Source organism: Sphingopyxis sp. H115 (assembly GCF_001468465.1).
GTDB lineage: Bacteria > Pseudomonadota > Alphaproteobacteria > Sphingomonadales > Sphingomonadaceae > Sphingopyxis.
In genome coordinates this window covers 40,588-66,361 of record NZ_LNSA01000010.1, presented here as the reverse complement: position 1 = coordinate 66,361, position 25,774 = coordinate 40,588, and the positions used below count along the sequence as shown (strand labels likewise).

Here is a 25,774-nt window from a genome sequence, read left to right as displayed (position 1 = left end):
TAACTGACGCTCCAAAACGATGGGACGCTTTGGCGTCGCAGAGCTGCTTCATGCCCTTAGCCGCTGGTCATCCCCCTCGGCCGCCATCGTTGCGATAAAGGCATGCACCGCATGGGCGTCGATCGGTTTGCTCAGCAGATAGCCCTGGATCTGGTGGCATCCTTCCTGTCGGAGGATTTCAGCTTGGGCTTCGTCCTCGACGCCTTCGGCCAGTGTTTCCATGCCTAGCGCATCGGCCAGCGTCGTAATGGCGCGGATCATCGCGTTAGCATTGCCGCCCTGCGTCAGGTCGCGGACGAAGCTCTGGTCGATCTTGAGCTTGTCGAAAGGGAAAGAACGCAGATAGCTGAGCGACGAATAGCCGGTCCCGAAATCGTCGAGGGCGATGCGGACGCCGAGCGCGCGCAGGCTGTGCAACGCCTCGAGCGTCTTTTCGACGTTCGCGATGAAGATGCTCTCCGTAATTTCGAGCTCGAGCCGGTTGGCGGGCAGTCCCGACGAAGCGAGCGCCGATAGCACGATGGTCGCGAGGTTTGGGCTCTGGAATTGTTTGGGCGAGATATTGACCGCGACCGACAGGTCGTCGGGCCACGACGCGGCCTGGCGGCACGCCTCGCGGATCACCCATTCGCCGATCTGGACGATCAGCCCGGTCTCTTCGGCGAGCGGGATGAAGTCGACCGGACTGATCATGCCCTCGGCATGCGGCCATCGGATGAGCGCCTCAAAAGCTTTCAGCCGCTCCTCGTGCATGCTGTAGAGCGGCTGGAAATAAAGCTCGAACCCGCCATCGCGAATGGCGAGCCTCAAATCGAGTTCCATCTGGCGCCGGTGCCGCGCCTGCTCGTCGAGCGATGGTTCGAAGAAATGATAGGTCGCCTTGCCGTCGCGTTTCGCGCGATAGAGCGCCAGGTCTGCATTCTTCATCAAGGTCGTGCCATCGATGCCGTCGCCCGGCGCAACCGCGATGCCCATACTGGCCGATGCGTCCGCCTGTTGCCCGTCGATCATGATCGTGCGGCCGAAACAGCTTTGAAGCTTGTCGGCGAGCGCGGCGAGATTTTCGTTGGCGGGCAAATCGCCGAGCAGGATCGCAAATTCGTCACCGCCGAGCCGCGCGACGATCGCCCCGCCCAGCACGTCTTGCAGATGGGCTGCGACATTGCGGAGCAGCGCGTCGCCCGCCGGATGGCCGAGCGTGTCGTTGACGACCTTGAAATCGTCGAGGTCGACGTAGACGATCATCAACTGCGCTTCGTCGCGCCGCCGCGCCAGCGCCTGGTCGAGCTGTTCGACGAACAGCTTGCGATTAGGCAGATTGGTGAGGCCGTCGTGAAGCGCCACATGCGTAATCTGGCGTTCGCGCTCTTCGATCGCGGCGACCATCGCGTTGAAGCTGGCGCCGAGGCGGCCGATCTCGTCGTCAGACGTCACGTCGACCTTCGCGTCCTTGCCTGCACCTAGCAAGCGCGTCGCGTTGTCGAGGGCGCTCAACGGCCGGGTGATCGTCCGCGCGACGCGCCAGCTGAGGATGACAACCAGCGACAGGCCCGCCGCTGCAAGCGCCGCGAGCAGCAATTGCAGCCCCGAATATTCGTCGAGCGCCTTGCTGAGCGAGTGATCGAGGACGAGCCGCGGACGAACGCCTTGCTGAAGCGCGGGCAGCGCGGTGACATGGTGGAGGATGCGCTCGCCATCGTCGCTTTCCAGAACCTGTCCCAACGGTGCACGCGTCAGTTTGGCGGGAAGCCCCGATGCACGCAGCACGCGCGCATCGATATCGACCGCCGCGAGCTTGCTTAGCCGCTGCATCTCGGCCGCATCCAGCGGCTGCGCGAGGACGAGCCAGCCGATCGTATCGGGCACCTCGATCGGCGACGCCGCCGCGAGCGCCAGCTTGTCACCGATCTGGATGATGCCATGATCCTGCCCGCCATCGAGCGCGTCCCACAATTCCACGGCCGGCGGCAGCGCTGCCGCCGATGAGCCGACCACATCGCCATCGAAGCCAACGACAAACGCCGCTTCGCTGCGCGAGCGTTCGCGCAAGCTGACCAGCGCGCTTTCGATCGTCGGCTCGTCGTCGGTCGCCACGGCCTCGCGAAATCCGAAGTCGCGCGACAGCACATCGGCCGAGCCGCGCATCTGACGCGCGCGCAATTCGATGATCTCGTCAAACACGCGCGCATTGGCAGCCAGGTCGCGCGAGGCGCTGTCCTCGCCGAAGCGCGCAATGCCGTTCCCGGCCAGCAAAAGCACCGCTGCAAGGATCGCGGCAAACAGCGCCGCATAGACCGCCGCGATCCGCAGCTTCAGCGACCGGAAGCGGATTTTCGCGGGCAACGCGGCGATCGGGGTCATCGCAGTTTCAACGCGATCTTATGGCTGCCCTGACCCGCGCCGACGGCGAGGGGCCGCTTGAACTCGCCACCGGGCATCCGTGCACGCGGATGCCAGACGGTCAGCCGGTAACCGCCCGCCGCCATGCCCGTCAGGCGAACGATGCCATTCTGGTCGGTCTTGCCCGCGAACGGCGTGTCGACGACGCGAACATATCCGCGCATCTGGTCGTGAATGTTGCAGCCAAGCGCCACCGTGCCCGCGACGGGGAAGCTCTGCGATCGCGTCTGGTCCCGGCCATAGAGATCGATCTCGAAACGCGCCGCTTTCGAAAAGCTGTAGACGCTGTGCCGGACGCTATCGAGATTGGGAAAGGCAACCGCGGCGCCCCTAGCGACCACCAGCGTCCCGGGAACGAACGCAACATTTTTCTGCGCCATTGCGGGTTTCCAGCCAAAGCGGATGGGACCGCCGCGCCAGCCCGCATTGGGGGTCAGTTCGACGACTGCGTCGCGCACCGGCATGCCCCGATCGTCGACAATTTGCACTTGCATGGCCGCGGGTGCAGCCGCCCAGGAGGCGGGCAGCAGCACGGCCAGCGCGAACGCCGTCATAACGAGAATTGGTCCCCTCATCCTGTCCGGCTACGGGACAGAACTTAATATTCTCTCAAATTTTCAATTGCATGGTTAACGCAATCCTCATTTTTTGCTGCGATTGAGCCGTTATGGACCAGCACTTCCCTCGCCTTTTGGCCGCGCTTTCGCTTGCGCTTGCTTGCGTGGCATCGCCCGCATGGGCCGAAGACGCGCCGGTGATCGACGGCGGCAAGCTGCTGCTCACAAATGGCGTGTCGACCATCGAGGGTACCAGCGGCGGCGGTGTTGCGACCTGGGCGACGATCGCCGGGCGCGAAACCGATCGCGGCATCGGCCTTTCGGGGCATGTCACGCTGATCGAGCTTCCCGACTATGGCTGGCAGAGCCACGGCGTTGCCGTGGGCATCGCGAACCGTATCGAGTTGAGCTACGCGCGGCAGAATTTCGACACCCGCGACGTCGGCACAGCGCTCGGGCTTGGACAGGGCTATACGCTCAACCAGGATGTTTTCGGCGCCAAGGTCCGCCTGCTCGGCGATACGGTCTATGGCGACCCGCTGCTCCCGCAGATCAGCATCGGGGTCGAGCATAAGCGCAATCGCGACACGCCGGTGGCGCGCGCCGTCGGCGCGGCGCATGGCAAGGGCACCGACGTCACGCTCAGCGCGACCAAGCTTTTCCTTTCGCACAGCGTGCTGGTCAACGCGACCGCACGCCTGACGAAGGCGAACCAGGCCGGGCTGCTCGGCTTTGGAACCGCGGGCAACGACGATCATTCGCTGCAGTTCGAAGGGTCGGTCGCGTATCAACTGTCGCGCCGCGCGGTAATCGGCGCCGAATATCGCACCAAGCCCGACAATCTGGCGATCGCGCGCGAGGATGATTGGCTGGATCTGTTTGCCGCCTATGCGCTGACCGATAATCTGACGCTGACGGCCGCCTATGTCGATCTCGGCTCGATCGCCACCTTCGACAAGCAGCGCGGCGGATTCGTGTCCGCGCAGCTCGCCTTTTAAGGGGTCCGCCATGTTCCTGATCGCCGCCGCCCTGCTCCTGCAACCCGCCGCCGAACCGCCGATCGATTGGGACAAGGAATTCGGAGTCGAGGAAAAGGCTCGCGATCCCGTGACGGGCGAGCTTCCCGTCGATCCCTATGTTCAGGACAATCGCAACGCGGGTGCCTCGCCCTTTTCGGGCACCGCGATGGCCGAAGCCTTTGGCGGACAGGACGGAATCCGCCGCATCGCCAACCGCACCGTCGAACTGTCGGAGGCCGATCCGCGCATTGCGGCGATCTTTGTGTCGCACGACATGGTCCGGCTGAAGCGCACCTTGTTCGAGCAATTCTGTTATATCCTGAACGCCGGGTGTGACTACAGCGGCCGCGACATGGCTACTGCGCACAAGGATATGGGCGTCCGGATGCGCGACATGAACGCGCTCGTCGAAAATTTGCAAGCAGCGATGCGCGAGGAAAACATCGGCTTTGCCACGCAGAACCGCTTTCTGAGCAAGCTGGCGCCGATGTCGCACGATGTCATCGAGCGGTAAACCTCCCCAAGGACGACAGCCCCAAGTCCATTCTCGCGGCAAAACAGAGGGCCACCGCCGAGCGATCTCTTAAACTCACTCTGACCGATCACAGGTCGTAACCCGTGGGGCACTTGGACGCGCACGACATAGCGCCGCCCACGTTGATACAGATAATCATGACCCTCTAAACGGGCTGGATTTTGGTTCATTTCCGGTACCCCATTAGGACCAGATTTAGGACCAAAATCTCAACAAAACCCCAATGCTTCTGCGAGCTTGACGCATTTCTGCGCCGGGAGAAGATGTTGGCGCGCCCGGCAGGATTCGAACCTGCGGCCACCCGCTTAGAAGGCGGGTGCTCTATCCAGCTGAGCTACGGGCGCGTGCGCAACGCTGCGGGCGCCGCGAATAGCGCGGTTTGCGCGGGCTGCAAAGCGCGTTAAGCAGCGCCTCGATGACAGACGCCCCTTCCCCGACGAACCGGCCGGTTCAGGTCGCCGCCGCCAGCGTGCAGCATTTTCGTTATTACGACCTGCTGATGGCGGCCTTCGTCGCGATCCTGCTGCTGTCGAACATCATCGGCGCCTCCAAACCGAGCTATGTCGTGCTGCCGGACGGCACCCAATGGGCGTTCGGCGCCGGCGTCCTCTTTTTCCCGCTCAGCTATATCATCGGCGACGTGCTGACCGAGGTCTATGGCTATGCCCGCGCCCGGCGCGTCATCTGGACGGGCTTTGCCGCGCTCGCCTTCATGGCGTTCATGGCGTGGATCGTCGTCGCGCTGCCGCCAGCCGACGGATGGCCGGGGCAGACAAGCTACGAATTCGTCTTCGGCAACAGCTGGCGCATCGTCATTGCGTCGATGACCGCCTTTTGCGTGGGCGAATTCGCCAACAGCTATGTCCTGGCGCGCATGAAGCTTTGGACCGGCGGCAAGAAACTATGGGCGCGCACAATCGGATCGACAGTCGTCGGCCAGGGTCTCGACAGCCTGATTTTCTACCCGCTCGCCTTTTACGGCCTTGCCGGCTGGCCGCCCGAACAGCTTTACGAGGTCGTGCTCTCGCAATGGTTGATCAAGACCGCGTGGGAAGCCGCGCTGACGCCGGTAACCTATGTCGTGGTTGGCGCGTTGAAGCGGCGCGAAGGTGTCGACGTGTTCGACGAAGGCACCGATTTTAACCCGTTCGCCGCCAAGGTTTGATCAGGATCCCACGACTCACATGAATCTTGTCCATCTCGCCGCGCTGTTCCAGGAACAGAAGCTGTGGTTCGTTACCACGGCGCATCTCAGCAAGGATACGCTGCACGTCTATTTCGGGCTGACCCTGTTCCTGATCGTGCGGCTAGTCTGGCGCCGGCGCGGTGGGTGGCTGGCGGCATGGCTGGCGGTGTTGGCGATGGCGTGCGGCGGCGAGTGGCTCGATATGACCGCCGAATATAGCCACTCGACGATCCAGCCCGACGCCGCACATTGGCACGACATCTGGAACACGATGTTCTGGCCGACCGTTCTGCTGGTCGTCGGCCGATGGTTGCAGCCAACGGCGAAAGCGAAGAATCCGCCGTCAGGCGAGGACGCCGAGCGCGGCCTCGAAGAGGCGTAGCCCGTCGGTGCCGCCGTGTGCGGGATCGATCGCGCGTTCGGGGTGCGGCATCATGCCGAGCACATTGCCCGCATCGTTGAGTACGCCCGCGATATTGCGGGCCGATCCGTTGACGTCGGCGGCGTAACGAAAAGCGACGCGCCCCTCGCCCTCGATCCGGTCGAGCGTCGCCGCGTCGGCGAAATAATTGCCGTCGTGATGCGCGACGGGAATATCGATTTCCTCGCCCGCCTGATAGCATGCGGTGAACAATGACTGACTGTTCTCGACCGTCAGCGGCACAGTGCGGCACACGAAGTTCAATCCGGCGTTGCGCATCAGCGCGCCCGGCAGCAACTGCGCCTCGGTCAGCACCTGGAAGCCGTTGCAGACGCCGAGCAACGGCACGCCGCGCCCAGCGGCATCCGACACCGCGCGCAGGATCGGCGACCGCGCCGCCATCGCGCCCGAGCGGAGATAGTCGCCATAGGAAAAACCGCCAGGGAGCGCGATGAAGTCGATGCCATCGGGCAGCGCGGTTTCGCGGTGCCACACCATCGCGGGGGCCTTGCCCGTGACCTGCTCGAGCGCGACCGCCATGTCGCGGTCGCAGTTGGAGCCGGGAAAGACGATGACGGCGGTCTTCATGATGGCGTTCCTTCTTACGCGCGTTCGATGCGGTAGTTTTCGATCACCGTGTTCGCGAGCAGCTTCGCGCACATTGCGTCGAGATCGGCATCGCTCGTGCCGTCGGCGACGTCGAGTTCGATGAAACGCCCGGCGCGCACGTCGGAAACGCCACCGAAACCAAGGCCCTCGAGCGCATGATGGATCGCCTTGCCCTGCGGGTCGAGCACGCCCGGCTTGAGCGTCACATAGACATTCACTTTCATGGGGGCGGACCTTTTGCTGTGCGGGCGGGGAAGATGGGCGCGCCTATGCCCGCGAATCACGCTCCGGGCAAGGGCCGGAAAGGCGAAAAAACGCGCTGTTCACATTGCGAACCAGTCGCATCTTTCCTGTTGCGAATCTCTCGCACTATCCCTAAATCGGAGTTGTTGAGAAGGATTCGCACATGGTCGTCTGTGTCTGCAACGCAATAAGGGAAAGCCAGCTGCGCGATGTTGCGCGGAGTGGCCAATTGCGGTGTGCGAAGGCGGCCTATGCGCAATTGGGTCGCAAACCCAAGTGCGGACAATGCCTGTCATTCGCTCGCAATATCATCAGCGACGCTGCCGCGACCGCCTGATTTTTCATGGTTTTCCGCCATTTTTGACCTTGGCCTGATGGGGTCGGGGCGCCTATAATGCGCCCACTCCATTCCAAGACAGAAATGACAGGATAGACACCATGAAGGGCGACGAAAAAGTCATCGATTTCCTGAACGAGGCGCTCAAGAACGAGCTGACCGCGATCAACCAATATTGGCTGCACTATCGCATGCTCGACAATTGGGGCGTCGCGCGCCTCGCCGCGTTCGAACGCGAAGAGTCGATCGACGAGATGAAGCATGCCGACAAGCTCGCCGACCGCATCCTCTTTTTGGGCGGCCTCCCCAATTTTCAGTTGCTCGGGCGCCTGCGCGTCGGCGAGACGGTCGAGGAAATCCTCAAGGCCGACCTCGCGGTCGAGGAAGAAGCGATCCCGCTGCTCAAGGACGCGATTGCGCACTGTGAAAGCGTGCGCGACTATGTCAGCCGCGACCTGTTCGCCGATATCCTAGAAAGCGAGGAGCATCATGTCGACGAGCTCGAGAAGCAGTTCGAGATGATCGAACGTATGGGCATCGAAAATTACATTCAACTCCAGTCGAAGCCCGCCGGCGACGATTGAGCCGAATCGTCGTTCCCCACAAGGGCGGGGCCGCTCCCGGAGAGACCGATAGCGGGTCCTGCCTTCGCGGGGACGAAGACGCCATAAAACCGCAGTTTTCGGAGGCGCTTTCGAGCGCCTCTTTTTTTGCTTGTATTTGCGAATAATTCTCAATAGCAAGGTGAGGCAGTCCCCTCCTGCCGGCCGCTGCATCTTCAAGCTGCATGACAAGCGGCCGGCATCTTTTTCCCTACCGGGGCGAAACGGACCGACGGACTGAATGGGCCGGGAGACAGAAACCTCATGCAAAGCAGCACGCTGATCCGCCAATTGACGCAGCAGCCGCTGGTGCGCGATCTCTCGGCCGAAGCCGCGCAGGCTGTGCTGGCGCTGCGCTATTGCATCCTCTGCCGCCGCGCCGCGCGCGACCCGATGCCCGAACTCGAACGGCGCTGGGGCAATATCCTCGCCGCGCGCCGCTATCGCCTTGTCGTCGAGGCAATCGCCCATATTTGGCCTGAACCCTTTGCCGTCGCCCCGCCCTGCTGCCCGCGCGTGAGCTTCGACGAAGCGTTGCTGGCGGCGATGGTCGGCGCGTCGTCGCGTGGCGACCGCGTCCATTTCGATTGGTTGACCGCCGAAATGCTGGGCAGCGATGCGCGCCAGATGTTGTTCGCCGCGCTGGAAAATTTCATCCGGGCACGGGCGCCGGGGCGGGTTTAGATGGGGTCCGCTTTGGGAGGGATTCCAGACATTCCTCATCCCGGACTTGATCCGGGATCCACAACAAGGCTGGCGGTCATGGACCCCGGATCAAGTCCGGGATGACGAGGATAAAACGTCTTCCCTGTCGCGAAGCGACGGAGAGGGGGACCGCCGCGCAGCGGTGAGGGAGGGGCCGCGATCTTGCGCGATCAGCCCCTCGGTCAGCGCTTCGCGCTGCCACCTCCCCATGACTGCGCCACAGGGAGGATCTAATGCTCCTTTCGGTGAATGGCTGACGACCCTATTTTCCCGCCTTGTCGCTAACCGCCTTGATCACCAGCGCCTTGTCGTCGATCAGATAGCGTCTCGCGGGCGCCTGCAGTTCGGCCGGTGTCGCCGCTTCGACTTCGCCAATGCCCTTGCGGCTGCGGTCGAGCCGGTCGGGGTGGCTCGCCGCTTGGCCGACATAGTTCAGCCAATAGGCGTTTTCGCGTCGCGACTTGACCATCGCCTCGACCAGCGGACGCCGCGCGCGATCGAGCAGGTCGGCATCGACCGGCTTGGCGCGCAACTCCTTAGCAATCGCAAAGATCGCCGCGCGCGTCGTCGCGAGATCCTTGTAATCGACATTGCTCGCCGCGAGGAGATGGCCATACCCTGGGAACTCGTCCGAAAGGCTCGCAGCCGCAGCGGGGCTATAGCTTTCGCCGAGCTTTTCGCGCAGTTCCTCGGTCAGCATCAGCTGCATCACACGCGCGAGCAGGTTGAGCCGCATCGCTTCGCCCAGATCGCTATCGTCGCGCGCGGGCCAATAGACGCGCAGCTCTGCCTGTTCCGCAGGGCCCTTGTGAATCAAGGTGCGTTCGCTGCGGTCGGTAGCATAATGCCGCACGCGCGCGTCGGCGCGCGGGTCGAAGGCGGCACGCCGCTCGGGCAAGGCGCCGAAGGTCGCCGCGATCGCGTCGATCGCCGCCTGTTCGCCGATGTCGCCGACGACGCCAATCTCGACCGCGCCATGCGCGAAGCTGTCGGCGACCGCTGATTTTAGCTGCGCCCAGTCGAGCGCCATCACCTTGCCCAGCGGCGGGGTCTGCGATCGCGGATCGTCGTTTGCGAGAATGCCGCCCGCATCGCGCCCCATCACGGCCGCCGGCGTCGCATCGTTCGCGGCATATTGCTGCGGCAGCACGCGGCGGATCAGCGCGAGCCCGTCGGCGCGATAGCCGGGGTGGGTTAGATAGGCCGCCATCAGCTTTGCCTGCAACGCGAAATCCTCGGGCGAGGTCACCGCGCTGCCGCCGAAGCTGTCGGTGGCGTTGCCGAAGACCGGGCTGATCGTCTTGCCGGCGAGAATCGAGCGCAGCTCGTCATAGCTGTGCGCTTCGAGCCCGCCAAGCATCAGCGATCCCGCGAGCGACACCCTCGTCGGATCCTCCTTTGTCGCGAGCAAATTGCCGCCGTCGACGCGCAGCGACAGCATGACCTTGTCCTTCTGGAAATCGGTCGTCTTGATGTTGAGCATCACATTGTTCGCGAACCGGATGCGGCGGATATTGAGATCCTCGATACGCTCGTCGCTGACGATTTTTCCCGGCGTGCCGAAATTATCATAGGCGAAGGCGGCATTCGCGGCCTCACTCGGCGCCGCGACCGCGACCTTGGTCGAGGCCTGCAGGTCCGCGAGGATCGCAGCGGTGCCGCCCTCGACCGGCGCCTTCGTCGTCACGCGCGCGAGCGGCGGGCTCAGCCCCTCCATGCGCGCCCGAAAAGCAGCGGTCACCGCGGCGGCATCGAGCGACGGCGCTGCGGCCTCGAACAGCGCCTGCGACGTTTCGGGGCGCGTGAAGACGAAATCGCCCTCGGCCGCCGCGACCAGCGCATCGGCAAGCGCATCGCTGCGCCGCGTCGTCACGCCCGCGACGGCGTTTCGGAATGCGGTGCGGCGGATCGCAAGCTGCTCGTCGACCTCGGCCTGGGTAAAGCCATGTTCGATCGCGCGGCGCTGCTCCTGTTCGACGAGCGCAAGTGCCTCTTTCCAAGCACCTTCCTTGGCGACCGCGCCGACCGTCACCTGGTCGAATTTCTTCCACCCCTCGGCATCGCTGAAATAGCCGGTAAGGATCGGCGAATCTTCCTTGAGCGCGATCTTCGCGAGCCGGCGGCTGACGATCGCCTCGCCGACGTCCTCAGCGAGCTTGCGCGCGCGCTTCGCCCTGCTGTCGGGCTCGTCCACCCATGGCTTGAAGGCCGCAATCGTCACCGAATCCTGGATCGCCGGATCGACGAAATCGTCCGCTGCGGCGGCGCGCCCATAATCGACATTGCCGATATCGGGGTCGGCGCCCGCGGCGCCGCGTCCCTGCCAGTCGGCAAAACGCGCCCTAATCTTCGCCTCGACCGCCGCCGGATCGAAGTCGCCGACCATCACGAGCGTCGCGCGTTCGGGACGATAATAGCGGTCGTAGAGATCGCGGATGCGCGCCGCCGGCGCGGTCTTGATCACCTCTTCGGTACCGACGGGAATGCGGCTTGCGACCGTCATCCCCTGCATCTGGAAATCGAGCTGGTCGATCAGGCTGCGCAGTTGATAGGTGTCGCGCGCGCGCCGTTCGGAGAGGATGATGCCGCGTTCGCGATCAACGGCGGCGGGATCGATCGTCAGCTCGCTCGCGGTCTCGCGCATCAGCATCAGCCCGGTGTCGATCAGGTCGTCGGACGCATTGGGCAAGTCGAGCTTGTACACCGTCTCGTCGAAGCCGGTCGACGCATTGGTGTCGGCGCCGAACGCGAGGCCTTTGCGTTCGAGCAGCTTGATCATTTCTCCCTCGGGCACGTTGGTCGATCCGTTGAACGCCATATGTTCGAGGAAATGGGCGAGCCCGCGCTGATCGTCGGCTTCGGCGAAGCTGCCGACGTCGAAGCGCATGCGCAGCACGACGCTGTCCTTGGGCGTGCTGTTCTTCAGCAGCGCATATTTCATCCCGTTCGGCAGCACGCCAAAGACGATGTTCGGATCGACAGGCACGTCGCTGGCGGCAAAATTCCACGCCTTGGCCGCGTCGCTTTGCGGATTGGCGGCGGCGGGCGCCGGCGTCGTTGCGGGCGTTTCCTTCGCATAAGCCGGAGCGGTGCTGGCGATGAGGAGAATGAGGGGCGACAGCGCGGTCGACGTGCGCCGGACAAGATTTTTGGTCATCGCACCGGTTTGGCGACCGCCCGGCGGGCGGTCAAGCCATCGTCATGCCATCTGGCCGATGCTTTCGACGGACGACGGGAGATCGCGATCGACCGCCTTGGCCGCGTAGAGCGCGGCGTCGGCGACTTCGAACAGCTTGCGCGCGGTCGTGCCATGTTCGGGCCAGTTCGCGGTCCCGATGCTCGCGCCGACGCTGATCGGCCGGCCGCCGATCCGGTAGGGCGCCGCCAGCGCCGCAAGGATATGGTCGGCGAGCGAGGTGGCAAGCAGCGGCGATCCCGCGTGGACGAGGATCGCGAATTCGTCGCCCCCCTGCCGCGCGACGACGGCATGGTCGCCGCACGCGCCGCGCAGCCGCTCGGCAATTTCGCACAGCAGCAGGTCGCCGATCGCATGGCCGTGTTGGTCGTTGACCGGCTTGAACCCGTCGAGATCGAGCAACGCGATCGCGAAATGGCTGTTCGGTCCCGCCGCGACAATCTCCTCGTCGAGCCGCATGTCGAATTCGCGGCGATTGGCGAGGCCGGTGAGCGGGTCGGTGTGCGCGAGTTCGCGCATCTGGCGCTGGAGCTGGAGCAGGTCGATGACCTGCCCATGTTGCTGCACGACCATGCGCAGCAGGAACAGAGTTGCGATGACGAGGCTGGTGCCCGCCGCAATTTCGGGCGGATTGCCCGATGTCAGCATCAAAAACGACACCGGCGCCAATCCGACGCCAAGGTTGAGGAAGGTCGCGAACCGGATCGACGACAGGCAATAAGCGGTCGCAAGCGACCCCATCGCCATGATCATTGCGTAATAGCTGTGCGTCGCGGGCGGCGCGGCGAGCCAGTTGGTCACCGTCCACAGGCTGCACATGGCGCCGGTGATGCCCGAAATCCAGCTGGCCTCGACGATCATGCTGCGCGCGCGGCGCGGGCTCATCCGCCGGCCGCGATTCTTCACGAGGACCAGGAAGCCGAGGATGCCGACGATGGCGAGGATGACCGGAAACCCGATGCGGATCACGGGATGTACGCTATCGACGCCGGCATAGATGGCGGTCGGCGTCGTCGCCGCGAGCATCAGGAACAGCATCGGGGTCAGCGTTTCGATGCGATTGGCGCGCAAAATGGTGAAATCGTCGCGAATCGCATCCGGAACCGCCGGAAAAATGCGCGTGCGCAACCAGTGAGAGACCCCCGTCATGCCGGTGGGATAGCAAGCGGGGGTAAAGCAGGGGTTAAGGATCGAAATCGCGGCATATCATCCCTCTAGGCCGCGTGCGGGGCGGATCGGCTTGCGAAATATTAACCATGTCGCGCGATAGCCGCGCCCTGTTTCTTGCGCTCGACAGGAGTCCGCCATGTCCTATCCGATGCTCCCCCTGACCTCGGCACCGCCCGCCGCCCCGGCCGCGCCGATGCCCTCCGCCGATCCCACGCTGCCGCAGGACGACACCCCGGCCGGACAAGTCGCTCGGGCGGCGCAGCTGACCGCGACGCAGGCGGTCTATACCTGGACCACCGATATTCCCACGCTGCCCGGCGTACCGCTCGCGACCGACGTGCCGAAGAACGACGAACCGACGATCGCCTGGTTCGCGATCCTGATCGGCGTCGGGCTCGACATCGTGCGCAACGCGCTGACGGTGAAGCTCGGCGGGGTCGATAAGGGCGAACTCGACAGCCCGCGCGCCGAATATGAGGCCGCGCTCGCCGAATGCGACGCGATCGAAGCCTCGACCGCCAAGATCGCGGCCGAGCATGGCGTGCACAGCGGCGGCAATATTTTCGAACGCATGATCGGCGACGTCGAGAATGCCGTCGCCGCCGCCGAGCGCGACGCGCATGTCGCGTTGCTCAAGGGCTATAAGGAGCGGCTCGAGGAGTTGATGAAGGTCGACGAAGCGCTCGGTCTCGGCAGCAAGACGGTGCGCAGCATCGAAGCCTATCGCGAGCTGTTCGCGACGCTCCCCGTCCCGGGTATCTCCTATATGTTCGAGGGCGATGCCGAGTTCGCGCGGCTGCGTGTGCAGGGCCCGAACTGCATGCTGATCGCTGCGGTGGGCGACGCGCTGCCCGCGAACTTCCCGCTCAGCGCCGCGCAATATGCCGCCGTGGTGAACGGCGACACGCTCGCCGCCGCGCTCGCCGACGGGCGGCTGTTCCTGCTCGATTACAAGCCGCTCGAGGTGCTCGATCCCGGCACCTATGGCAACCTCGCCAAATATGCCTGGCAGCCGATGGCGCTGTTCGCGGTGCCGCCTGGCGGATCGTCGCTGGTGCCCGTCGCGATCCAGTGTGGGCAGGACCCCGCCGACTGGCCGATCTTCACCCCTTCGCCAGCCGCCGACAAGCTTTGGGGCTGGGAAATGGCGAAGTTCGTCGTGCAGGTCGCCGACGGCAACTATCACGAGCTGTTCACGCACCTCGCGCGGACGCATCTGGTGATCGAGGCGTTCGCGGTCGCGACGCACCGCCACCTTGCCGAAGTCCATCCGGTCTGGGCGCTTCTCGTCCCGCATTTCGAGGGCACACTGTTCATCAACGAAGCGGCGGCGACTTCTCTGATCGCCGCGAACGGCCCGATCGACCATATTTTCGCAGGCACGATCGCGTCGAGCCAGCGCGCCGCCGTCGATGCAAGGCTCGCGTTCGATTTCTATGGCAAGATGCCGCACGCCGACTTCGCCGCGCGCGGCGTCAGCGTCGATTCGGCGCTCGCCGATTATCCGTACCGCGACGATGCCCTGCTCGTCTGGGATGCAATCCACGAATGGGCGCGGCAATATATCGACCTTTATTATACGAGCGACGCCGATGTCGTCGCCGACACCGAGTTGACCGCATGGGCCGCGTGCCTCTCGGGCGAAGCGAAGATCAACGGCTTCGGACCCGTCACCACGCGCGCGCAGCTTGCCGAGGTGTGCGCGATGGTGATGTTCACCGCGAGCGCGCAGCATGCCGCGGTCAATTTCCCGCAAAAGGACATCATGGCCTTTGCCCCCGCAGTCACCGGCGCGGGCTGGCAAGCGGCGCCGAACGGGCAGCGCGGGCACGACAAGGCGGGCTGGCTCGCAATGATGCCGCCGATGGCGCTCGCGCTCGAACAATTGAATGTGCTCGAACTGCTGGGGTCGGTGCACTACCGCCCGCTCGGCGACTATCGCAGCAACGCCTTCCCATATCCGCTATGGTTTCAGGACCCGCGCGTGACGGGCCCCGAAGGACCGCTGGCGTGGTTTCAAGCGGCGCTCACGGGCGTCGAAGCGGAGATCGTGGCGCGCAACGCGGCGCGGATGCAGCCCTATCCCTATCTGCAGCCGAGCCTGATCCCGACGAGCATCAATATTTAGCCCAGCGCAGATTACCCGCTCGCATCGAGCGAAGTCGAGATGACCGAGGGGCATGGCCCCGCCGCGGGGTGTCTCGACTTCGCGCGATGCGAACGGAAATAGATGGTCGCGTGAGGAGCCTCAGTTGCCCTTTTTCTTCCGGTGGCTTTCGAGATCGAGCACGGCATTCTCGCCGCCTTCGGGCATCAGCCCCAGCCGGCGCGCGACTTCCTGATAGGCTTCGACTTCGCCGCCAAGGTCGCGGCGGAAGCGGTCCTTGTCGAGCTTTTCATTCGTGGTCATGTCCCACAGACGGCAGCCGTCGGGGCTGATCTCGTCGGCGAGGATGATGCGGCTGAAATCGCCTTCATAGAGGCGCCCGAACTCGAGCTTGAAGTCGACGAGGCGGATGCCGACTGCGGCGAACATACCCGACATGAAGTCGTTGATGCGGATCGCCATGTCCTGAATGTCGTGAAGCTCATCCTGGCTGCACCAATTGAAGCAGGCGATATGCTCCTCGGCCACCAGCGGATCGCCAAGCGCGTCATCCTTGTAGCAATATTCGATCAAGGTGCGGGGAAGCTGCGTCCCCTCCTCGATCCCCAGCCGCTTCGACAGCGTGCCCGCCGCGACGTTGCGCACGATCACCTCGATCGGCACGATCTCGACCTGCCGGATCAACTGTTCGCGCATGTTGAGGCGGCGGATGAAGTGCGTCGGCACGCCGATATTGCCGAGCAGCGTGAACACATGCTCCGAAATCCGGTTGTTGAGCACGCCCTTGCCATTGATCGTCCCCCGCTTCTGCGCGTTGAACGCGGTCGCGTCGTCCTTGAAATATTGGATCAGCGTGCCCGGTTCGGGGCCTTCGTAAAGGATCTTGGCTTTGCCTTCGTAGATCTGGCGGCGACGGGCCATGGCGGTCAACTTTCTGTCGGAACCAAATGAATGGCCCCGGCAAGGCGACTCAGAAAGAGGCGCGGCGCCGGGGCGGTCGGGGGGCCTATAGCGACAAAGGCCCCGCGCGTCATCCCCGGCGTGGCAGTCCCGTCTCCCATTCGGAGAGCGGCAATCGCTCTTACGTTTACGTCAACTAGAGCTTGCACTCTTTTCTATCCCTTGCGACCCTGCACCCAACGACAAGGGAGAGAGATATGAGCTTCGACCAGATTCGCCTCGACCGCCACGAAGGCATCGCGCTGCTGACCTTGCATCGCCCCGACCGGATGAACGCCTTTACCACCGAAATGATGCTGGAGATCGTTGCCGCGCTCGACGAATGCGACGCCGACGACGGCGTGCGCGCGGTGATCTTCACCGGATCGGGCGAGAAAGCCTATTGCGCGGGCGCCGATCTGGGTCAGGGCGCCGCGACCTTCGACTATGACAAGCGCACCGATAAACAGGCGATCCTGCCCGGCGGCATGGCGGCGAGCCCCGTCGGCGAGGATGGCGCGATCGACTGGTCGCACCCGCTGATCCGCGATTCGGGCGGGCGCGTGTCGATGCGCATCTTCGACTGCAAGAAACCCGTGCTCGGCGCGATCAACGGCGCCGCGGTCGGCATCGGCGCAACGATGACCCTGTCGATGGACGCGCGGCTCGCGAGCGACGCTGCGCGCTACGGCTTCGTCTTCGCGCGGCGCGGCATCGTCCCCGAAGCGGCGTCGAGCTGGTTCCTGCCGCGCCTCGTCGGCATCCAGACCGCAGTCGACTGGTGCTTTTCGGGGCGGCTGATCCCGGCAGCAGAAGCGCATGAAAAGGGCCTCGTCCAGTCGGTGCATGCCCCCGGCGAGCTGGTCGACGCCGCGATCGCCAAGGCGCGCGAGCTCACCGATCACAGCGCGCCGGTGTCGGTCGCGCTCACGCGCCACATGCTGTGGCGGATGCTCGGCGCGCCGCATCCGATGAGCGCGCACCGCTGGGACAGCCGCGCGATCTTCGCCCGCGGGCGCAGCCCCGATGCCGCGGAGGGCGTGTCGAGCTTCCTCGAAAAGCGGCCCGCCCATTTCACGGCGAGCGTCGCGAACGACTATCCGTGGTTCGCCGAGTTCGAGGACACGCCGACCTATAGCTGAGCGGTCAGTGCGCCGCGCCGCCGCGCTTCCTGAAACACGGTCGGAAAAACATATAGAGCCCGGAAAGTATCAGCAGGAATAGCGGCGGCAGCGGCAGGTAATAGACCCACTCGGCCGGCTGCTGGCCGAGGCCGAGCATCACGAAAATGGCGAGCACGATCGCCGAAAAGAGGATCGATACCCAGCGATGGAATTGCCGGATCCACAGGCTCCAGTTCATATTCTTCTCCCTGTCTGACATCAGCCAAGCTTGGCGACGACCTTTTCCAGATTTTCTAGGTGGATCTTCCAGCCGCCCTTGGCGCCGCCGAACGCCTGCTTCTGGTGGGGACGGAAGCCGACCTGTTCCATGCGCAGCAAGGTGCCCGCAGGGATCGGTTCGAGCGTGAAGGTGACTTTGCTGTCGAGCCGGTAAGCCGGATCATCGTGCGCATAATTCCACGTGTAGGACAGGCTCCGCCCCGGATCGACGTAGAGGATTTCGCAGTCGACCTTGCCCCAGTCGCCGCTGAGCTGGAAGCGATGGCCGAGGTCGAGCCCGAAGTCATTCTTCATCAGCCATTCCTCGATCAAATGCTGCGTCGTCAGCGCGCGCCAGATCTTTTCAGGTGGATGCGGAATCTCGCGCTCGACCGTGACAGTGCGAACTTCAGTATCGGTCATTGATCCATCCTTTTGAGCAAATCTTCGAGATCGTCGAAGCGCGCTTCCCAGAAGCGGTTCATGCGCCCCGTCCAGTCGACGAGCGGCGCGAGCGCGCGTTGCTGCGCGCGGTAATGTGTCTGGCGTCCCTCATGCCGGTCGAGCACCAACCCCGCCTGTTTGAGCAGGCCGAGATGCTTCGACACCGCCGGCTGCGAGATGCCGGCGCCCGCCGTGAGAGCGCCGACCGTTTGTTCGCCGTCCATGCAAAGCCGCTCGAACAAGGCGCGCCGGCTCGGGTCGGCGAGCGCCTTGAACAGAAGGTCGGGTGATGCGTCGGTCATAATTCATAACTCACTGGCTATATGTTTCTCATAACCAAACAGTTATGAGTGTCAAGCGCCGCCCTTATGGCGGGCGCGCCGCCGATCGGATGCTGGAACCTCGCCTAGCCTGCGCGTTAGATGCTGGCGTGAACCCATCGGACGTCCTTCGCCTGCCCCTCGCGCGCCGTTCGCTCTGCGCCGGGGTGCTGGCGAGAATGATCGTCCCGTCCATCGGAATGACGAGGCCCCCCATGCCCAATCGCGCGATCAACCCCACCGGCGTCGCTTATGCGCAGGCGCATCTGGTCGAGGCGCCGACGCGCTGGCTGTTCGTCAGCGGCCAGATACCCGTCGATGCCGAGGACAAGGTGCCGGCGGCGTTCGACGACCAGTGCCGCCTCGTCTGGCGCAATGTCGAGGCGCAGCTGACCGCAGGCGGCATGACGCTGCACGACCTGGTCAAGGTCACCGTCTTCCTGTCGGATCGCCGTTACCGCGAAGCGAATTACCGTATCCGGCACGAAATATTGGGCGATCGCTCGCCCGCGCTCACGATCATCGTCGCCGACATCTATGACGAGGCATGGCTGCTCGAAATCGAGGCGATCGCCGCAGCCTGAGGCCACGCCTTAGCGATCCTTGTCGCGCTTCAGGATCAGCGCGGTCGTGGTATCCTCCACCCCCGTGATCGTCGCGATCCGGTCGCGCGTGGCGTTAAGCTGCGCCGCATCGGCGGCCTCGATCTCGACTAGCAGGTCGATGTCGCCGCTCAGCGAATAGCAGCGCGCAACCTCTGCCATGGCGGTGATCGCCGCGACGATGTCGGGCGACGGCGTGCGCGCAAGCCGCAGCTGCAGGATGGCCGCAATCCCACCTTCATCGACGATGCGCGCATGATAGCCGCCGATCGTCCCCGCCGCCTCCAGCTTCGACAAGCGCTCGCGCACCGAACTGCGCGCCAGCCCCACGGTCGCCGCGAGCGTCTTGAGCGGCAGGCGGGCATTGGCGCGCAGCATCGCCACAATCTGCCGGTCGATCGCATCCATAACCCTCCCTTGCCGCCATAATGGCGCCCACGCCGCCGATCGGACGCTGGCGTTGCATCCGCAGCTTGGAAAAAAAAGCCGCGCGTCTGCTAGCGTCTTGCCGGAGAAAAAGTCCATGATGTTTATCGATCGTGCTGCGATCCTGCTCGGCACCGCCGCGCTGTCCGCGTGCAGCGCCGCCGCCGACACGTCGGCCAGCCGCACCGCAACGCTGTGGACCCCCGCCGCGATCGCCAGCGACGGCTATGAATCCTCGCCCACCTTCACCTCCGACGGGCGGACGATGATCTATCTGGCTGCGGACAAGGATTTCGGCACCTATCGCCTGATGCGGTCGCGCTGTGAAACGGGCACCTGGGGTCCGCCGGCGCCGCCCTCGTTCGCGATGCCGCTGCCGGTGATCGAAGCCGACGCGTTCATCACCCCCGACGGGAAGCGGCTCTATTATATTTCGACGCGCCACGCACCCGAAACCGACGATTTCGACATCTGGTATGTCGAGCGCACGCCCGATGGCGCGTGGGGCGATCCGCAGCGCCTGCCCGAACCCGTCAACTCGCCCGCCGCCGAGCTTTTGCCGCGAACCGACGCCGCCGGGCGCCTCTATTTCGGATCGAGCCGTGAGGGCAGCGCGGGCGGCGGCGACATCTATATCGCGACCGAAATCCGGCCGGGCGAATGGACCGTCGCCAACGTCGGCCCGCCGGTCAGCACCACAGGCCATGATTATGAGGCGGAGATTTCCCGCGACGGCCGGACGCTGATCACCGTGTCCAACCGCGGCGACCGGTCGCATCTCTATCGCTATCGCCGCGAAGGGGGCCGCTGGATCGAGGTCGGCCGCATCCCCGCCGATCCCGATCAGTTTCAGGTCGGTCCGCTCCTATCGCCCAAGGGCGACCGGCTGCTTTTTGCCCAGCGGCACGGCGCGCGGTCGGGCGAAATGTTCCTGATCGACCTCGTCAGCGATCCCGATCGGTCGTGGCCGCCCGACTGCCGCGATCAGGCGGCGTCATAAGCGCGCCGCCCGCGCGTCGCCGTCATGCTGTTCGTGCCCTTCAGCACAGGCGAACGGGTGCGAATCGTTTCGACATTGTGCCAGTTCGCGGTGACGCGCTCACGCGTCAGTTGCACCGTCACATAGCCGCGGTCCTCGGTGTTCGCCCATTTGAGTTCGGGTGACGAACGCCGCAGCGCCGACACGCGCGCGGCATCGGAAATGCCCTTGGTATAATTTTCATAGCCGGGCGAGGTGACGCTCTGCCCGGCAATCTCGATCCCAGCGGGACGTCCGTCCTCGGCAAGGTCGAAGGCCCAGGCGTTGTGCGTGTCGCCGGTCAGCGTGATCAGGTCGGCATTGGCGCGCTGCGCCGCGGCGAGCAGGCGCGAGCGCGCGGCGGGATAGCCATCCCATGCGTCGAGATTGAACGGCAGCCCCGCCTTCGCCGCGAGTTGCCCGGTTTCGACGCGGCGGCGGACATACTCGGGCTGGTCGGCACCGAACCAGTCGCTCGTCTCGGGCGGGGTGAACAGGCTGCCCATCACCACCTGCTGCGCGCAGATCTGCCAGCGCGTCCCCGCTTTCGTCGATCGGGCGAAGCCGTCGAACAGCCAATTCTCCTGCTCGGCGCCAAGCATCTGGCGCGCGGGATCGCGATAGGCGCCTTCGGCGAACCGCTTGAGCCGCGCCGCCGGGTCGCCCTCGCCCGCGATGATCTCGTCGACCTCATATTGGCGGTCGCGGGCCGTGACGCGCGTTTCGGGAAGGAAGATCGTCGCAAGGTCGCCGACCTGATAATCGCGCCAACGCGTGTCGGCGACGGGCATCCATTCGCGATAGGCCCGCTCGGCGGCCGCCGCACGCGCGGTCCATTCGCCCTCGCCGTCGTTATGATTTTCGGCGCCACCTTTCCATGCGTCATTGGTGAACTCGTGATCGTCCCACTGCGCGATCATCGGGAACAGCGCGTGGATACGCTGGAGGTCGGGATCGGCGCGATAGGACGCATAACGCAGCCGGTAATCGGCGAGACTGACCATCTCGTGCGTCGGCTGGATATCGCGGCCGGCGACCGCCTTCTCGAGCGACGGATAATCGCCGACCGGATATTCGTAGAGATAGTCGCCGACATGCGCGACAAGGTCGATATCGTTCCGCGCCGCGGCATGGGCATAGGCGTTGAACCAGCCGAAGGGCAGGTTCGAACAGGAGAAGAGCGCGATAGTGAAAGCGCTCGTCGGCCCGGCCGGCAGCGTCCGCGTCCGGCCGATAGCCGATTTCGTCCCGTCGGGGGCGACGAAACGATAATAATACCAGCGCCCGGGTTCGAGCCCGTCGATCACGATCTTCGCGGTATGGTCGCGATCGCCCTTGGCGGAGACGCTGCCAGCAGCCGCAATTTTGGCGAAGTCGGCGTTCTCCGACAGCTCGGCGGTCAGCGCGGTATCATTCGCGGCGGCATAGCGCGTCCACAGCAGCACCGAATGGGCACCTGGCTCGCCGCTCGCGACGCCATGGGTAAAGCCCTGCGCCATCGCCGCCGCCGCTGCGCCGGGCAGCGACAGGGCCGCAAGCCCCGCCGTGCCGAGCTTGATGAGCAAGCGGCGATCGATTTCGTTCCACAGCTGATGCATCGCATGTCCTCCCGCGTCGCCGGCTCTGTGACCGGTCTTTGTTACAGCTTCGCGCGCGGGACCGGAACCTATCCGCTGATCCCGACGGCAAGCAGCAACAGCATGAACCAGATCACCGCGAACAGGCTGAAAAAGAGCAGCAGGTTCGCGCGCACGAAGGCGCCGAACCGCGACGAGCGATAGGCGCCGCGCAGTTGGCGGTACATGTGGAACGGCACATAGAGCAGCGCAAAAAAGGTCGCGACCTCGCCGAAGATCGTCAAATTGAGCAGCCGCACCACGACGAACAGCAGCAGTATGAACGAGATCGAATAGGTGACGAAGACAAAATGGTCATATGTGTGGAAGCGCCGGCTGAACGGAAAGAGCATCCACATGAAGGGAAGCGACAGCGGGATCAGCGCCCACGCGAATTTATAGGCGTTCGCCTGCAGTTTATAGAGGACGAGCGCCGGGTTCGCGAACGCCTTTTGCAGGCCGTGATCGATGAAGGGAACGCCGGTGTCGATCTTGTTTCGCGAGATGAAGTCGGCGCTCGTCGCGATCTGGCTGACCGGATCGTCGAGCACCGGCGGCCCCGCGGCGCGATCGGCGGCGCGCTCGCTCTTGCTGCGACTGCGCGCTACGCCGAGGTAGCCGGCGCTTTTCTGCAAGATGTCGCGCTCGGTCTCCAGCGCGCTCCGCTCGGACGCGGGCAGCTCGGTTTTCGCCAGCTCGGCGTCGATCCGATCGACCTCGACCTGCATGCTGTCCTTGATCGCCGCGGCGCGGGTCTGCTCGGCTGCGGCCTTGTTCAATTCCTCGCCCAGCCCGCCGCCGCTACCGACCATCGCAAGCACCGCGTAGGTCAGGAAGACCGCGAACAGGAACAAAGCGAGCGGCGAAATGAAACGCGCGCGTTCGCCGTGAATATAGCGGCGGGTCAGGTCGCCCGGCCGCCAGGTCAAGAGCGGCAGCGTGTTCCAGATCTTGCCCTCGAAATGAAAGATCGCGTGGACAAGGTCATGGCCGATCGCGCCGAAGCTGCGATGCACGTCGGCGCGCTGGCCGCAATGATGACAGTGCGACCCGGCAAGGCTGGTGCCGCAATTGAGGCAGCGCAGTGGCGCGTCGCCGTGCGCCGGACCGCCGTGCCGCGATTCGACCACGTGCGCGGCAAGACCCGCCGTGACGGCGCCGCCGATACCCTCGATATCCCCTGTCATGGCGCCTTGCCTAAAGCCGCGCGCAGCGCCGCGCAACGGGGCTTTCGAGATAGGCGGAAAACATGGTAGTGGCGGCGCCATGAATGCCGAAGCCCTGACCGCCCCGCCGCTGCCCGGCGACGCCGCCGCCCTGATCGCCGACATGGGCGCGCGCGCGCGCGCCGCCGCGAAACGGCTCGCGCTCGCCCCGACGGGGGACAAGGCAGCCGCGCTGGTTGCGGCAGCGACGGCGATCCGTGCGCGGGCGGCCGACATTTTGGCGGCCAATGCCGAGGACATGGCCGCAGGGCAAAAGAACGGTCTCTCGGGCGCGATGCTCGACCGGCTACGGCTCGACGAGGGTCGCCTTGGCGCGATCGCCGATGCGATCGACGATGTGGCAAAGCTCCCCGACCCGTCGGGCGCCGAGATCGACCGCGCCACGCGCCCCAACGGCCTGGTGCTCAGCCGCGTTCGCGTGCCGCTCGGCGTCATCGGCATCATCTATGAAAGCCGCCCCAATGTGACCGCCGACGCCGCGGCGCTCGGGCTGATGTCGGGCAACGCCGTCATCCTGCGCGGCGGCAGCGAGGCGGCGCTGTCGAACCGCGCGATCCACGCGGCGTTCGCGGCCGGGCTCGTCAATGCGGGCCTGCCCGCCGATGCCGTGCAGCTGGTCCCGACGCAGGACCGCGCCGCGGTCGGCGCGATGCTGCGCGCGCAGGGGTTGATCGACATCATCATCCCGCGCGGCGGCAAGGGACTGGTCGCGCGCGTGCAGGACGAGGCACGCGTGCCGGTGCTCGCGCATCTCGACGGGATCAACCACCTGTATATCGACGGCGCGGCCGATCCGGAAAAAGCCGTCGAACTGGCGGTCAACGCCAAGATGCGCCGCACGGGCATCTGCGGTGCGACCGAGACGATCCTTATCGACCGCGCCTATGCGGCGCCCCTCGCGATCGTCGATGCGCTGGTCAAGGCGGGCTGCGAAGTGCGCGGCGACAAGGGCGTCGCCGCGCTGAGCCCGCATGTCGAACCGGCCTCGATGGGCGACTGGGACACCGAATATCTCGACGCGATCGTCTCGGTCGCGCTGGTCGACGGTATCGACGGCGCGCTCGCGCATATCGACGCGCATTCGAGCAGGCACACCGACGCGATCGTGACCGAAGATGCGGGGATCGCCGAGCGTTTCCTGACCGGCGTCGACAGCGCGATCGTGATGCACAACGCCTCGACGCAATTCGCCGACGGCGGCGAATTCGGTCTCGGCGCCGAAATCGGCATCGCGACGGGGCGGCTGCACGCGCGCGGCCCGGTCGCATTGGAAGGGCTCACGACATATAAGTGGCTGGTGCGCGGCACGGGACAGGTGCGGCCTTGACCGACGAACAGGCGTCGCAATTCGCTTCGGAATGGATCGCAGCGTGGAATTCAAAAGATCTTGATCGCGTTCTCGCGCACTATGCGAAGAATGTGATTTTTCGTTCGCCAAACGCCCAGCGTATCATCGGAACCGGCACCGTCACTGGCAAAGACGCCCTTGCGGCCTATTGGAGAGCCGCGCTTCCCCTGGCCCCCGACCTGCACTTCACGCTGGTTCTGTTGCTCAAGGGCCATGAAGCGCTGACGATCCTCTATGACAATGAGCGCGGGCGGCGAGTCGCTGAAATTTTTGTCTTTGGCCCGGACGGACAGATCACTGAAAGTCTGGCCTGCTACGCATGATCCCCACCGGCCTCCTCGGCGGCAGCTTCAATCCCGCGCATGGCGGGCACCGCGCGATCAGCCTCAATGCGATCGAAGCACTGGGGCTCGATGAATTGTGGTGGCTGGTATCGCCCGGCAATCCGCTCAAGCCCAAGGCGGGGATGGCCTCGCTCCCCGCACGGCTCGGTTCGGCGCAGCGCATGGCGCGGCGCTCGCCGATCCGCGCGACCGCGATCGAGGCCGAACTCGGCACCCGCTACACCATCGATACGCTGAAAAAGCTCGTCCGGCGCTACCCCAACCGGCGGTTCATCTGGATCATGGGCGCCGACAATCTGGCCCAGCTGCCCCAATGGCGCGACTGGCGGGGAATTGCGCGATTGATGCCGATTGCGGTTGTCGCGCGTCCGGGCTATAGTGGCCGGGCCCATGCCGCGCAGGCGATGGGTTGGCTTCGGCGCTACGTCCGGCCCGCGGACCAGAAACTTCACTGGACGGACTGGAGACCGCCTGCCCTCGTGTTCCTGCGTTTTTCGCCCGATGTGCGATCCGCAACTGCAATACGGCAGGCCAACCCCCGCTGGTTCGAACGCTATGCTGGCCGCGCGATGCGCGACCCGCTGACGCATTCGCGGCTGGCCATGGACGAAAGGAATGAAACCGCTTGATAGCCGCCAGTAAGGATGCCGCGCCCGGCGCCGCAGCCAATGACAGTGTGGACGCGCTCCACGCGCTGATCCTCCACCAGCTGGACGAGGATCAGGCCCAGGAAACCATCTCCATCCCGCTTGCCGGCAAAAGCAGCATCGCCGATCATATGGTGATTGCGAGCGGCCGGTCGACGCGCCATGTCTCGGCGATCGCCGACAAGCTCGCGCAGCGCATCAAGCAGGAAGCGGGCCGGCTGGTCCGGGTCGAAGGCCTGCCCAACGCCGACTGGGTGCTGATCGACGCGGGCGACGTGATCGTCCACCTGTTCCGCCCCGAGGTTCGCAGCTTCTACAACCTCGAGCGCATGTGGTCGTTCGGCGACGCGCCGCCGGTTGCAGCCGCGAATTGAC

The 25,774-nt window shown here is 64.8% G+C and carries 28 protein-coding genes, 1 tRNA gene and 1 pseudogene; 15 read left to right on the top strand and 15 right to left on the bottom strand.

All coding sequences use genetic code 11. The features are described from left to right. Positions 1-48: 48 nt before the first annotated feature. Positions 49-2,361, bottom strand: a complete 2,313-nt coding sequence (locus ATE71_RS09185) for a putative bifunctional diguanylate cyclase/phosphodiesterase (RefSeq protein WP_058803203.1) — start codon at positions 2,359-2,361, stop codon at positions 49-51. Beyond that, complete coding sequence (locus ATE71_RS09180) at positions 2,358-2,975, bottom strand: hypothetical protein (RefSeq protein WP_058803202.1); 618 nt, start codon at positions 2,973-2,975, stop codon at positions 2,358-2,360. The genes ATE71_RS09185 and ATE71_RS09180 overlap by 4 nt, the downstream gene beginning before the upstream one ends. Positions 2,976-3,121: 146 nt before the next feature. Here ATE71_RS09180 and ATE71_RS09175 point away from each other — a divergent pair, with 146 nt between their 5' ends. Beyond that, positions 3,122-3,955: a DUF3034 family protein gene (locus ATE71_RS09175; protein ID WP_235587975.1), complete on the top strand. Its 834-nt coding sequence runs from the start codon at positions 3,122-3,124 to the stop codon at positions 3,953-3,955. A gap of 10 nt (positions 3,956-3,965) precedes the next feature. Next, positions 3,966-4,490 carry a group I truncated hemoglobin gene (locus ATE71_RS09170; protein ID WP_082665156.1) on the top strand — a complete coding sequence of 175 codons (525 nt, stop codon included), beginning with the start codon at positions 3,966-3,968 and terminating at the stop codon, positions 4,488-4,490. 68 nt (positions 4,491-4,558) lie between these two features. Here ATE71_RS09170 and ATE71_RS23160 read toward each other — a convergent pair. Together ATE71_RS23160 and ATE71_RS09165 are read right to left on the bottom strand one after the other, a co-directional pair. Next, positions 4,559-4,681 (bottom strand): annotated as a pseudogene (locus ATE71_RS23160) (hypothetical protein); the annotation flags it as partial. A gap of 97 nt (positions 4,682-4,778) precedes the next feature. After that, positions 4,779-4,855: transfer RNA gene (locus ATE71_RS09165), tRNA-Arg, on the bottom strand. Positions 4,856-4,926: 71 nt separating this feature from the next. On the opposite strand from ATE71_RS09165, the gene ATE71_RS09160 reads away from it, so the two are divergent. Together ATE71_RS09160 and ATE71_RS09155 are read left to right on the top strand one after the other, a co-directional pair. Further along, positions 4,927-5,676 (top strand): queuosine precursor transporter, encoded by a 750-nt coding sequence (locus ATE71_RS09160; protein ID WP_058803200.1) that lies wholly within the window; start codon positions 4,927-4,929, stop codon positions 5,674-5,676. A gap of 19 nt (positions 5,677-5,695) precedes the next feature. Beyond that, the gene (locus tag ATE71_RS09155) at positions 5,696-6,079 is read left to right on the top strand and encodes a hypothetical protein (RefSeq protein WP_058803199.1); all 384 of its coding nucleotides are present in this window, start codon (positions 5,696-5,698) and stop codon (positions 6,077-6,079) included. On the opposite strand, the gene purQ is transcribed toward ATE71_RS09155, so the two are convergent. Further along, positions 6,041-6,706 (bottom strand): phosphoribosylformylglycinamidine synthase subunit PurQ, encoded by a 666-nt coding sequence (gene purQ, locus ATE71_RS09150; RefSeq protein WP_058803198.1) that lies wholly within the window; start codon positions 6,704-6,706, stop codon positions 6,041-6,043. The two genes, ATE71_RS09155 and purQ, sit on opposite strands and share 39 nt — an antisense overlap. A gap of 14 nt (positions 6,707-6,720) precedes the next feature. Beyond that, entirely contained in the window at positions 6,721-6,951 is a 231-nt protein-coding gene (gene purS, locus ATE71_RS09145) for a phosphoribosylformylglycinamidine synthase subunit PurS (protein ID WP_058803197.1), read from the bottom strand. Between the two features lie 182 nt (positions 6,952-7,133). Between purS and ATE71_RS21670 the strand changes: the two genes are divergently transcribed. The 3 genes from ATE71_RS21670 to ATE71_RS09135 all read left to right on the top strand — a co-directional run bounded on the left by ATE71_RS21670 (position 7,134) and on the right by ATE71_RS09135 (position 8,593). Further along, positions 7,134-7,307 (top strand): bacterioferritin-associated ferredoxin, encoded by a 174-nt coding sequence (locus ATE71_RS21670; protein WP_081933078.1) that lies wholly within the window; start codon positions 7,134-7,136, stop codon positions 7,305-7,307. 101 nt (positions 7,308-7,408) lie between these two features. Further along, complete coding sequence (bfr, locus tag ATE71_RS09140) at positions 7,409-7,891, top strand: bacterioferritin (protein WP_037555365.1); 483 nt, start codon at positions 7,409-7,411, stop codon at positions 7,889-7,891. 282 nt (positions 7,892-8,173) lie between these two features. Continuing rightward, positions 8,174-8,593: a hypothetical protein gene (locus tag ATE71_RS09135; protein ID WP_058803196.1), complete on the top strand. Its 420-nt coding sequence runs from the start codon at positions 8,174-8,176 to the stop codon at positions 8,591-8,593. A gap of 283 nt (positions 8,594-8,876) precedes the next feature. Here the strand turns inward: ATE71_RS09135 and ATE71_RS09130 are convergent, their stop codons facing one another. Beyond that, positions 8,877-11,771 carry a M16 family metallopeptidase gene (locus ATE71_RS09130; RefSeq protein WP_058803195.1) on the bottom strand — a complete coding sequence of 965 codons (2,895 nt, stop codon included), beginning with the start codon at positions 11,769-11,771 and terminating at the stop codon, positions 8,877-8,879. Between the two features lie 42 nt (positions 11,772-11,813). After that, a complete protein-coding gene (locus ATE71_RS09125; RefSeq protein WP_235587974.1) occupies positions 11,814-12,959 on the bottom strand; it encodes a sensor domain-containing diguanylate cyclase in 1,146 nt (381 codons plus the stop codon). A gap of 157 nt (positions 12,960-13,116) precedes the next feature. On the opposite strand from ATE71_RS09125, the gene ATE71_RS09120 reads away from it, so the two are divergent. Continuing rightward, positions 13,117-15,108: a lipoxygenase family protein gene (locus tag ATE71_RS09120; RefSeq protein ID WP_058803193.1), complete on the top strand. Its 1,992-nt coding sequence runs from the start codon at positions 13,117-13,119 to the stop codon at positions 15,106-15,108. A 120-nt stretch (positions 15,109-15,228) separates the two neighbouring features. On the opposite strand, the gene purC is transcribed toward ATE71_RS09120, so the two are convergent. Further along, complete coding sequence (gene purC, locus ATE71_RS09115) at positions 15,229-16,008, bottom strand: phosphoribosylaminoimidazolesuccinocarboxamide synthase (RefSeq protein WP_058803192.1); 780 nt, start codon at positions 16,006-16,008, stop codon at positions 15,229-15,231. A gap of 236 nt (positions 16,009-16,244) precedes the next feature. Here purC and ATE71_RS09110 point away from each other — a divergent pair, with 236 nt between their 5' ends. Continuing rightward, on the top strand, positions 16,245-17,168 hold the full coding sequence (locus ATE71_RS09110) for a crotonase/enoyl-CoA hydratase family protein (protein WP_058803191.1): 924 nt from the start codon (positions 16,245-16,247) through the stop codon (positions 17,166-17,168). A gap of 4 nt (positions 17,169-17,172) precedes the next feature. Here the strand turns inward: ATE71_RS09110 and ATE71_RS09105 are convergent, their stop codons facing one another. From ATE71_RS09105 to ATE71_RS09095, 3 genes are read right to left on the bottom strand one after another with little or no spacing between them, the layout of a single operon-like run. Continuing rightward, positions 17,173-17,388 (bottom strand): hypothetical protein, encoded by a 216-nt coding sequence (locus ATE71_RS09105; protein WP_058803261.1) that lies wholly within the window; start codon positions 17,386-17,388, stop codon positions 17,173-17,175. A gap of 20 nt (positions 17,389-17,408) precedes the next feature. Next, positions 17,409-17,831: an SRPBCC family protein gene (locus ATE71_RS09100; RefSeq protein WP_058803190.1), complete on the bottom strand. Its 423-nt coding sequence runs from the start codon at positions 17,829-17,831 to the stop codon at positions 17,409-17,411. Further along, positions 17,828-18,154 (bottom strand): ArsR/SmtB family transcription factor, encoded by a 327-nt coding sequence (locus ATE71_RS09095; protein WP_058803189.1) that lies wholly within the window; start codon positions 18,152-18,154, stop codon positions 17,828-17,830. The genes ATE71_RS09100 and ATE71_RS09095 overlap by 4 nt, the downstream gene beginning before the upstream one ends. Before the next feature lie 233 nt (positions 18,155-18,387). Between ATE71_RS09095 and ATE71_RS09090 the strand changes: the two genes are divergently transcribed. After that, positions 18,388-18,756: a RidA family protein gene (locus ATE71_RS09090; protein ID WP_058803188.1), complete on the top strand. Its 369-nt coding sequence runs from the start codon at positions 18,388-18,390 to the stop codon at positions 18,754-18,756. A 9-nt stretch (positions 18,757-18,765) separates the two neighbouring features. Here ATE71_RS09090 and ATE71_RS09085 read toward each other — a convergent pair whose 3' ends face one another. After that, the gene (locus ATE71_RS09085) at positions 18,766-19,182 is read right to left on the bottom strand and encodes an Lrp/AsnC family transcriptional regulator (RefSeq protein WP_058803187.1); all 417 of its coding nucleotides are present in this window, start codon (positions 19,180-19,182) and stop codon (positions 18,766-18,768) included. Positions 19,183-19,297: 115 nt separating this feature from the next. On the opposite strand from ATE71_RS09085, the gene ATE71_RS09080 reads away from it, so the two are divergent. Continuing rightward, the gene (locus ATE71_RS09080) at positions 19,298-20,200 is read left to right on the top strand and encodes a TolB family protein (RefSeq protein WP_058803186.1); all 903 of its coding nucleotides are present in this window, start codon (positions 19,298-19,300) and stop codon (positions 20,198-20,200) included. Here ATE71_RS09080 and ATE71_RS09075 read toward each other — a convergent pair. Together ATE71_RS09075 and ATE71_RS09070 are read right to left on the bottom strand one after the other, a co-directional pair. Next, the gene (locus tag ATE71_RS09075) at positions 20,185-21,816 is read right to left on the bottom strand and encodes an alkaline phosphatase D family protein (protein WP_058803185.1); all 1,632 of its coding nucleotides are present in this window, start codon (positions 21,814-21,816) and stop codon (positions 20,185-20,187) included. The genes ATE71_RS09080 and ATE71_RS09075 overlap by 16 nt on opposite strands. A gap of 68 nt (positions 21,817-21,884) precedes the next feature. After that, on the bottom strand, positions 21,885-23,021 hold the full coding sequence (locus ATE71_RS09070; RefSeq protein WP_058803184.1) for a DUF3667 domain-containing protein: 1,137 nt from the start codon (positions 23,019-23,021) through the stop codon (positions 21,885-21,887). 79 nt (positions 23,022-23,100) lie between these two features. Here ATE71_RS09070 and ATE71_RS09065 point away from each other — a divergent pair, with 79 nt between their 5' ends. From ATE71_RS09065 to rsfS, 4 genes are read left to right on the top strand one after another with little or no spacing between them, the layout of a single operon-like run. After that, positions 23,101-24,387, top strand: a complete 1,287-nt coding sequence (locus tag ATE71_RS09065) for a glutamate-5-semialdehyde dehydrogenase (protein WP_058803183.1) — start codon at positions 23,101-23,103, stop codon at positions 24,385-24,387. Next, entirely contained in the window at positions 24,384-24,731 is a 348-nt protein-coding gene (locus ATE71_RS09060; RefSeq protein ID WP_058803182.1) for a nuclear transport factor 2 family protein, read from the top strand. Before ATE71_RS09065 ends, ATE71_RS09060 begins: the two co-directional genes overlap by 4 nt. Further along, positions 24,728-25,381: a nicotinate-nucleotide adenylyltransferase gene (locus tag ATE71_RS09055; protein WP_058803181.1), complete on the top strand. Its 654-nt coding sequence runs from the start codon at positions 24,728-24,730 to the stop codon at positions 25,379-25,381. Before ATE71_RS09060 ends, ATE71_RS09055 begins: the two co-directional genes overlap by 4 nt. After that, positions 25,378-25,773: a ribosome silencing factor gene (gene rsfS / locus ATE71_RS09050; protein ID WP_184648866.1), complete on the top strand. Its 396-nt coding sequence runs from the start codon at positions 25,378-25,380 to the stop codon at positions 25,771-25,773. Before ATE71_RS09055 ends, rsfS begins: the two co-directional genes overlap by 4 nt. The last annotated feature ends 1 nt before the right edge of the window (position 25,774 follow it).

Excerpts from the sequence above, each read along its gene's own strand:
- ATE71_RS09160 (WP_058803200.1), top strand. The coding sequence starts at position 4,927 with ATGACAGACGCCCCTTCCCCGACGAACCGGCCGGTTCAGGTCGCCGCC.
- purC (WP_058803192.1), bottom strand. The coding sequence starts at position 16,008 with ATGGCCCGTCGCCGCCAGATCTACGAAGGCAAAGCCAAGATCCTTTAC.
- ATE71_RS09130 (WP_058803195.1), bottom strand. The coding sequence starts at position 11,771 with ATGACCAAAAATCTTGTCCGGCGCACGTCGACCGCGCTGTCGCCCCTC.
- ATE71_RS09135 (WP_058803196.1), top strand. The coding sequence starts at position 8,174 with ATGCAAAGCAGCACGCTGATCCGCCAATTGACGCAGCAGCCGCTGGTG.
- bfr (WP_037555365.1), top strand. The coding sequence starts at position 7,409 with ATGAAGGGCGACGAAAAAGTCATCGATTTCCTGAACGAGGCGCTCAAG.
- purQ (WP_058803198.1), bottom strand. The coding sequence starts at position 6,706 with ATGAAGACCGCCGTCATCGTCTTTCCCGGCTCCAACTGCGACCGCGAC.
- ATE71_RS09065 (WP_058803183.1), top strand. The coding sequence starts at position 23,101 with ATGAATGCCGAAGCCCTGACCGCCCCGCCGCTGCCCGGCGACGCCGCC.
- ATE71_RS09180 (WP_058803202.1), bottom strand. The coding sequence starts at position 2,975 with ATGAGGGGACCAATTCTCGTTATGACGGCGTTCGCGCTGGCCGTGCTG.
- ATE71_RS09085 (WP_058803187.1), bottom strand. The coding sequence starts at position 19,182 with ATGGATGCGATCGACCGGCAGATTGTGGCGATGCTGCGCGCCAATGCC.
- purS (WP_058803197.1), bottom strand. The coding sequence starts at position 6,951 with ATGAAAGTGAATGTCTATGTGACGCTCAAGCCGGGCGTGCTCGACCCG.
- ATE71_RS09110 (WP_058803191.1), top strand. The coding sequence starts at position 16,245 with ATGAGCTTCGACCAGATTCGCCTCGACCGCCACGAAGGCATCGCGCTG.
- ATE71_RS09075 (WP_058803185.1), bottom strand. The coding sequence starts at position 21,816 with ATGCATCAGCTGTGGAACGAAATCGATCGCCGCTTGCTCATCAAGCTC.
- ATE71_RS09185 (WP_058803203.1), bottom strand. The coding sequence starts at position 2,361 with ATGACCCCGATCGCCGCGTTGCCCGCGAAAATCCGCTTCCGGTCGCTG.
- ATE71_RS09105 (WP_058803261.1), bottom strand. The coding sequence starts at position 17,388 with ATGAACTGGAGCCTGTGGATCCGGCAATTCCATCGCTGGGTATCGATC.
- ATE71_RS09095 (WP_058803189.1), bottom strand. The coding sequence starts at position 18,154 with ATGACCGACGCATCACCCGACCTTCTGTTCAAGGCGCTCGCCGACCCG.
- ATE71_RS09170 (WP_082665156.1), top strand. The coding sequence starts at position 3,966 with ATGTTCCTGATCGCCGCCGCCCTGCTCCTGCAACCCGCCGCCGAACCG.
- ATE71_RS09100 (WP_058803190.1), bottom strand. The coding sequence starts at position 17,831 with ATGACCGATACTGAAGTTCGCACTGTCACGGTCGAGCGCGAGATTCCG.
- ATE71_RS09125 (WP_235587974.1), bottom strand. The coding sequence starts at position 12,959 with ATGACGGGGGTCTCTCACTGGTTGCGCACGCGCATTTTTCCGGCGGTT.
- ATE71_RS09155 (WP_058803199.1), top strand. The coding sequence starts at position 5,696 with ATGAATCTTGTCCATCTCGCCGCGCTGTTCCAGGAACAGAAGCTGTGG.
- ATE71_RS09120 (WP_058803193.1), top strand. The coding sequence starts at position 13,117 with ATGTCCTATCCGATGCTCCCCCTGACCTCGGCACCGCCCGCCGCCCCG.
- ATE71_RS09070 (WP_058803184.1), bottom strand. The coding sequence starts at position 23,021 with ATGACAGGGGATATCGAGGGTATCGGCGGCGCCGTCACGGCGGGTCTT.
- ATE71_RS09090 (WP_058803188.1), top strand. The coding sequence starts at position 18,388 with ATGCCCAATCGCGCGATCAACCCCACCGGCGTCGCTTATGCGCAGGCG.
- ATE71_RS09080 (WP_058803186.1), top strand. The coding sequence starts at position 19,298 with ATGATGTTTATCGATCGTGCTGCGATCCTGCTCGGCACCGCCGCGCTG.
- ATE71_RS21670 (WP_081933078.1), top strand. The coding sequence starts at position 7,134 with ATGGTCGTCTGTGTCTGCAACGCAATAAGGGAAAGCCAGCTGCGCGAT.
- ATE71_RS09055 (WP_058803181.1), top strand. The coding sequence starts at position 24,728 with ATGATCCCCACCGGCCTCCTCGGCGGCAGCTTCAATCCCGCGCATGGC.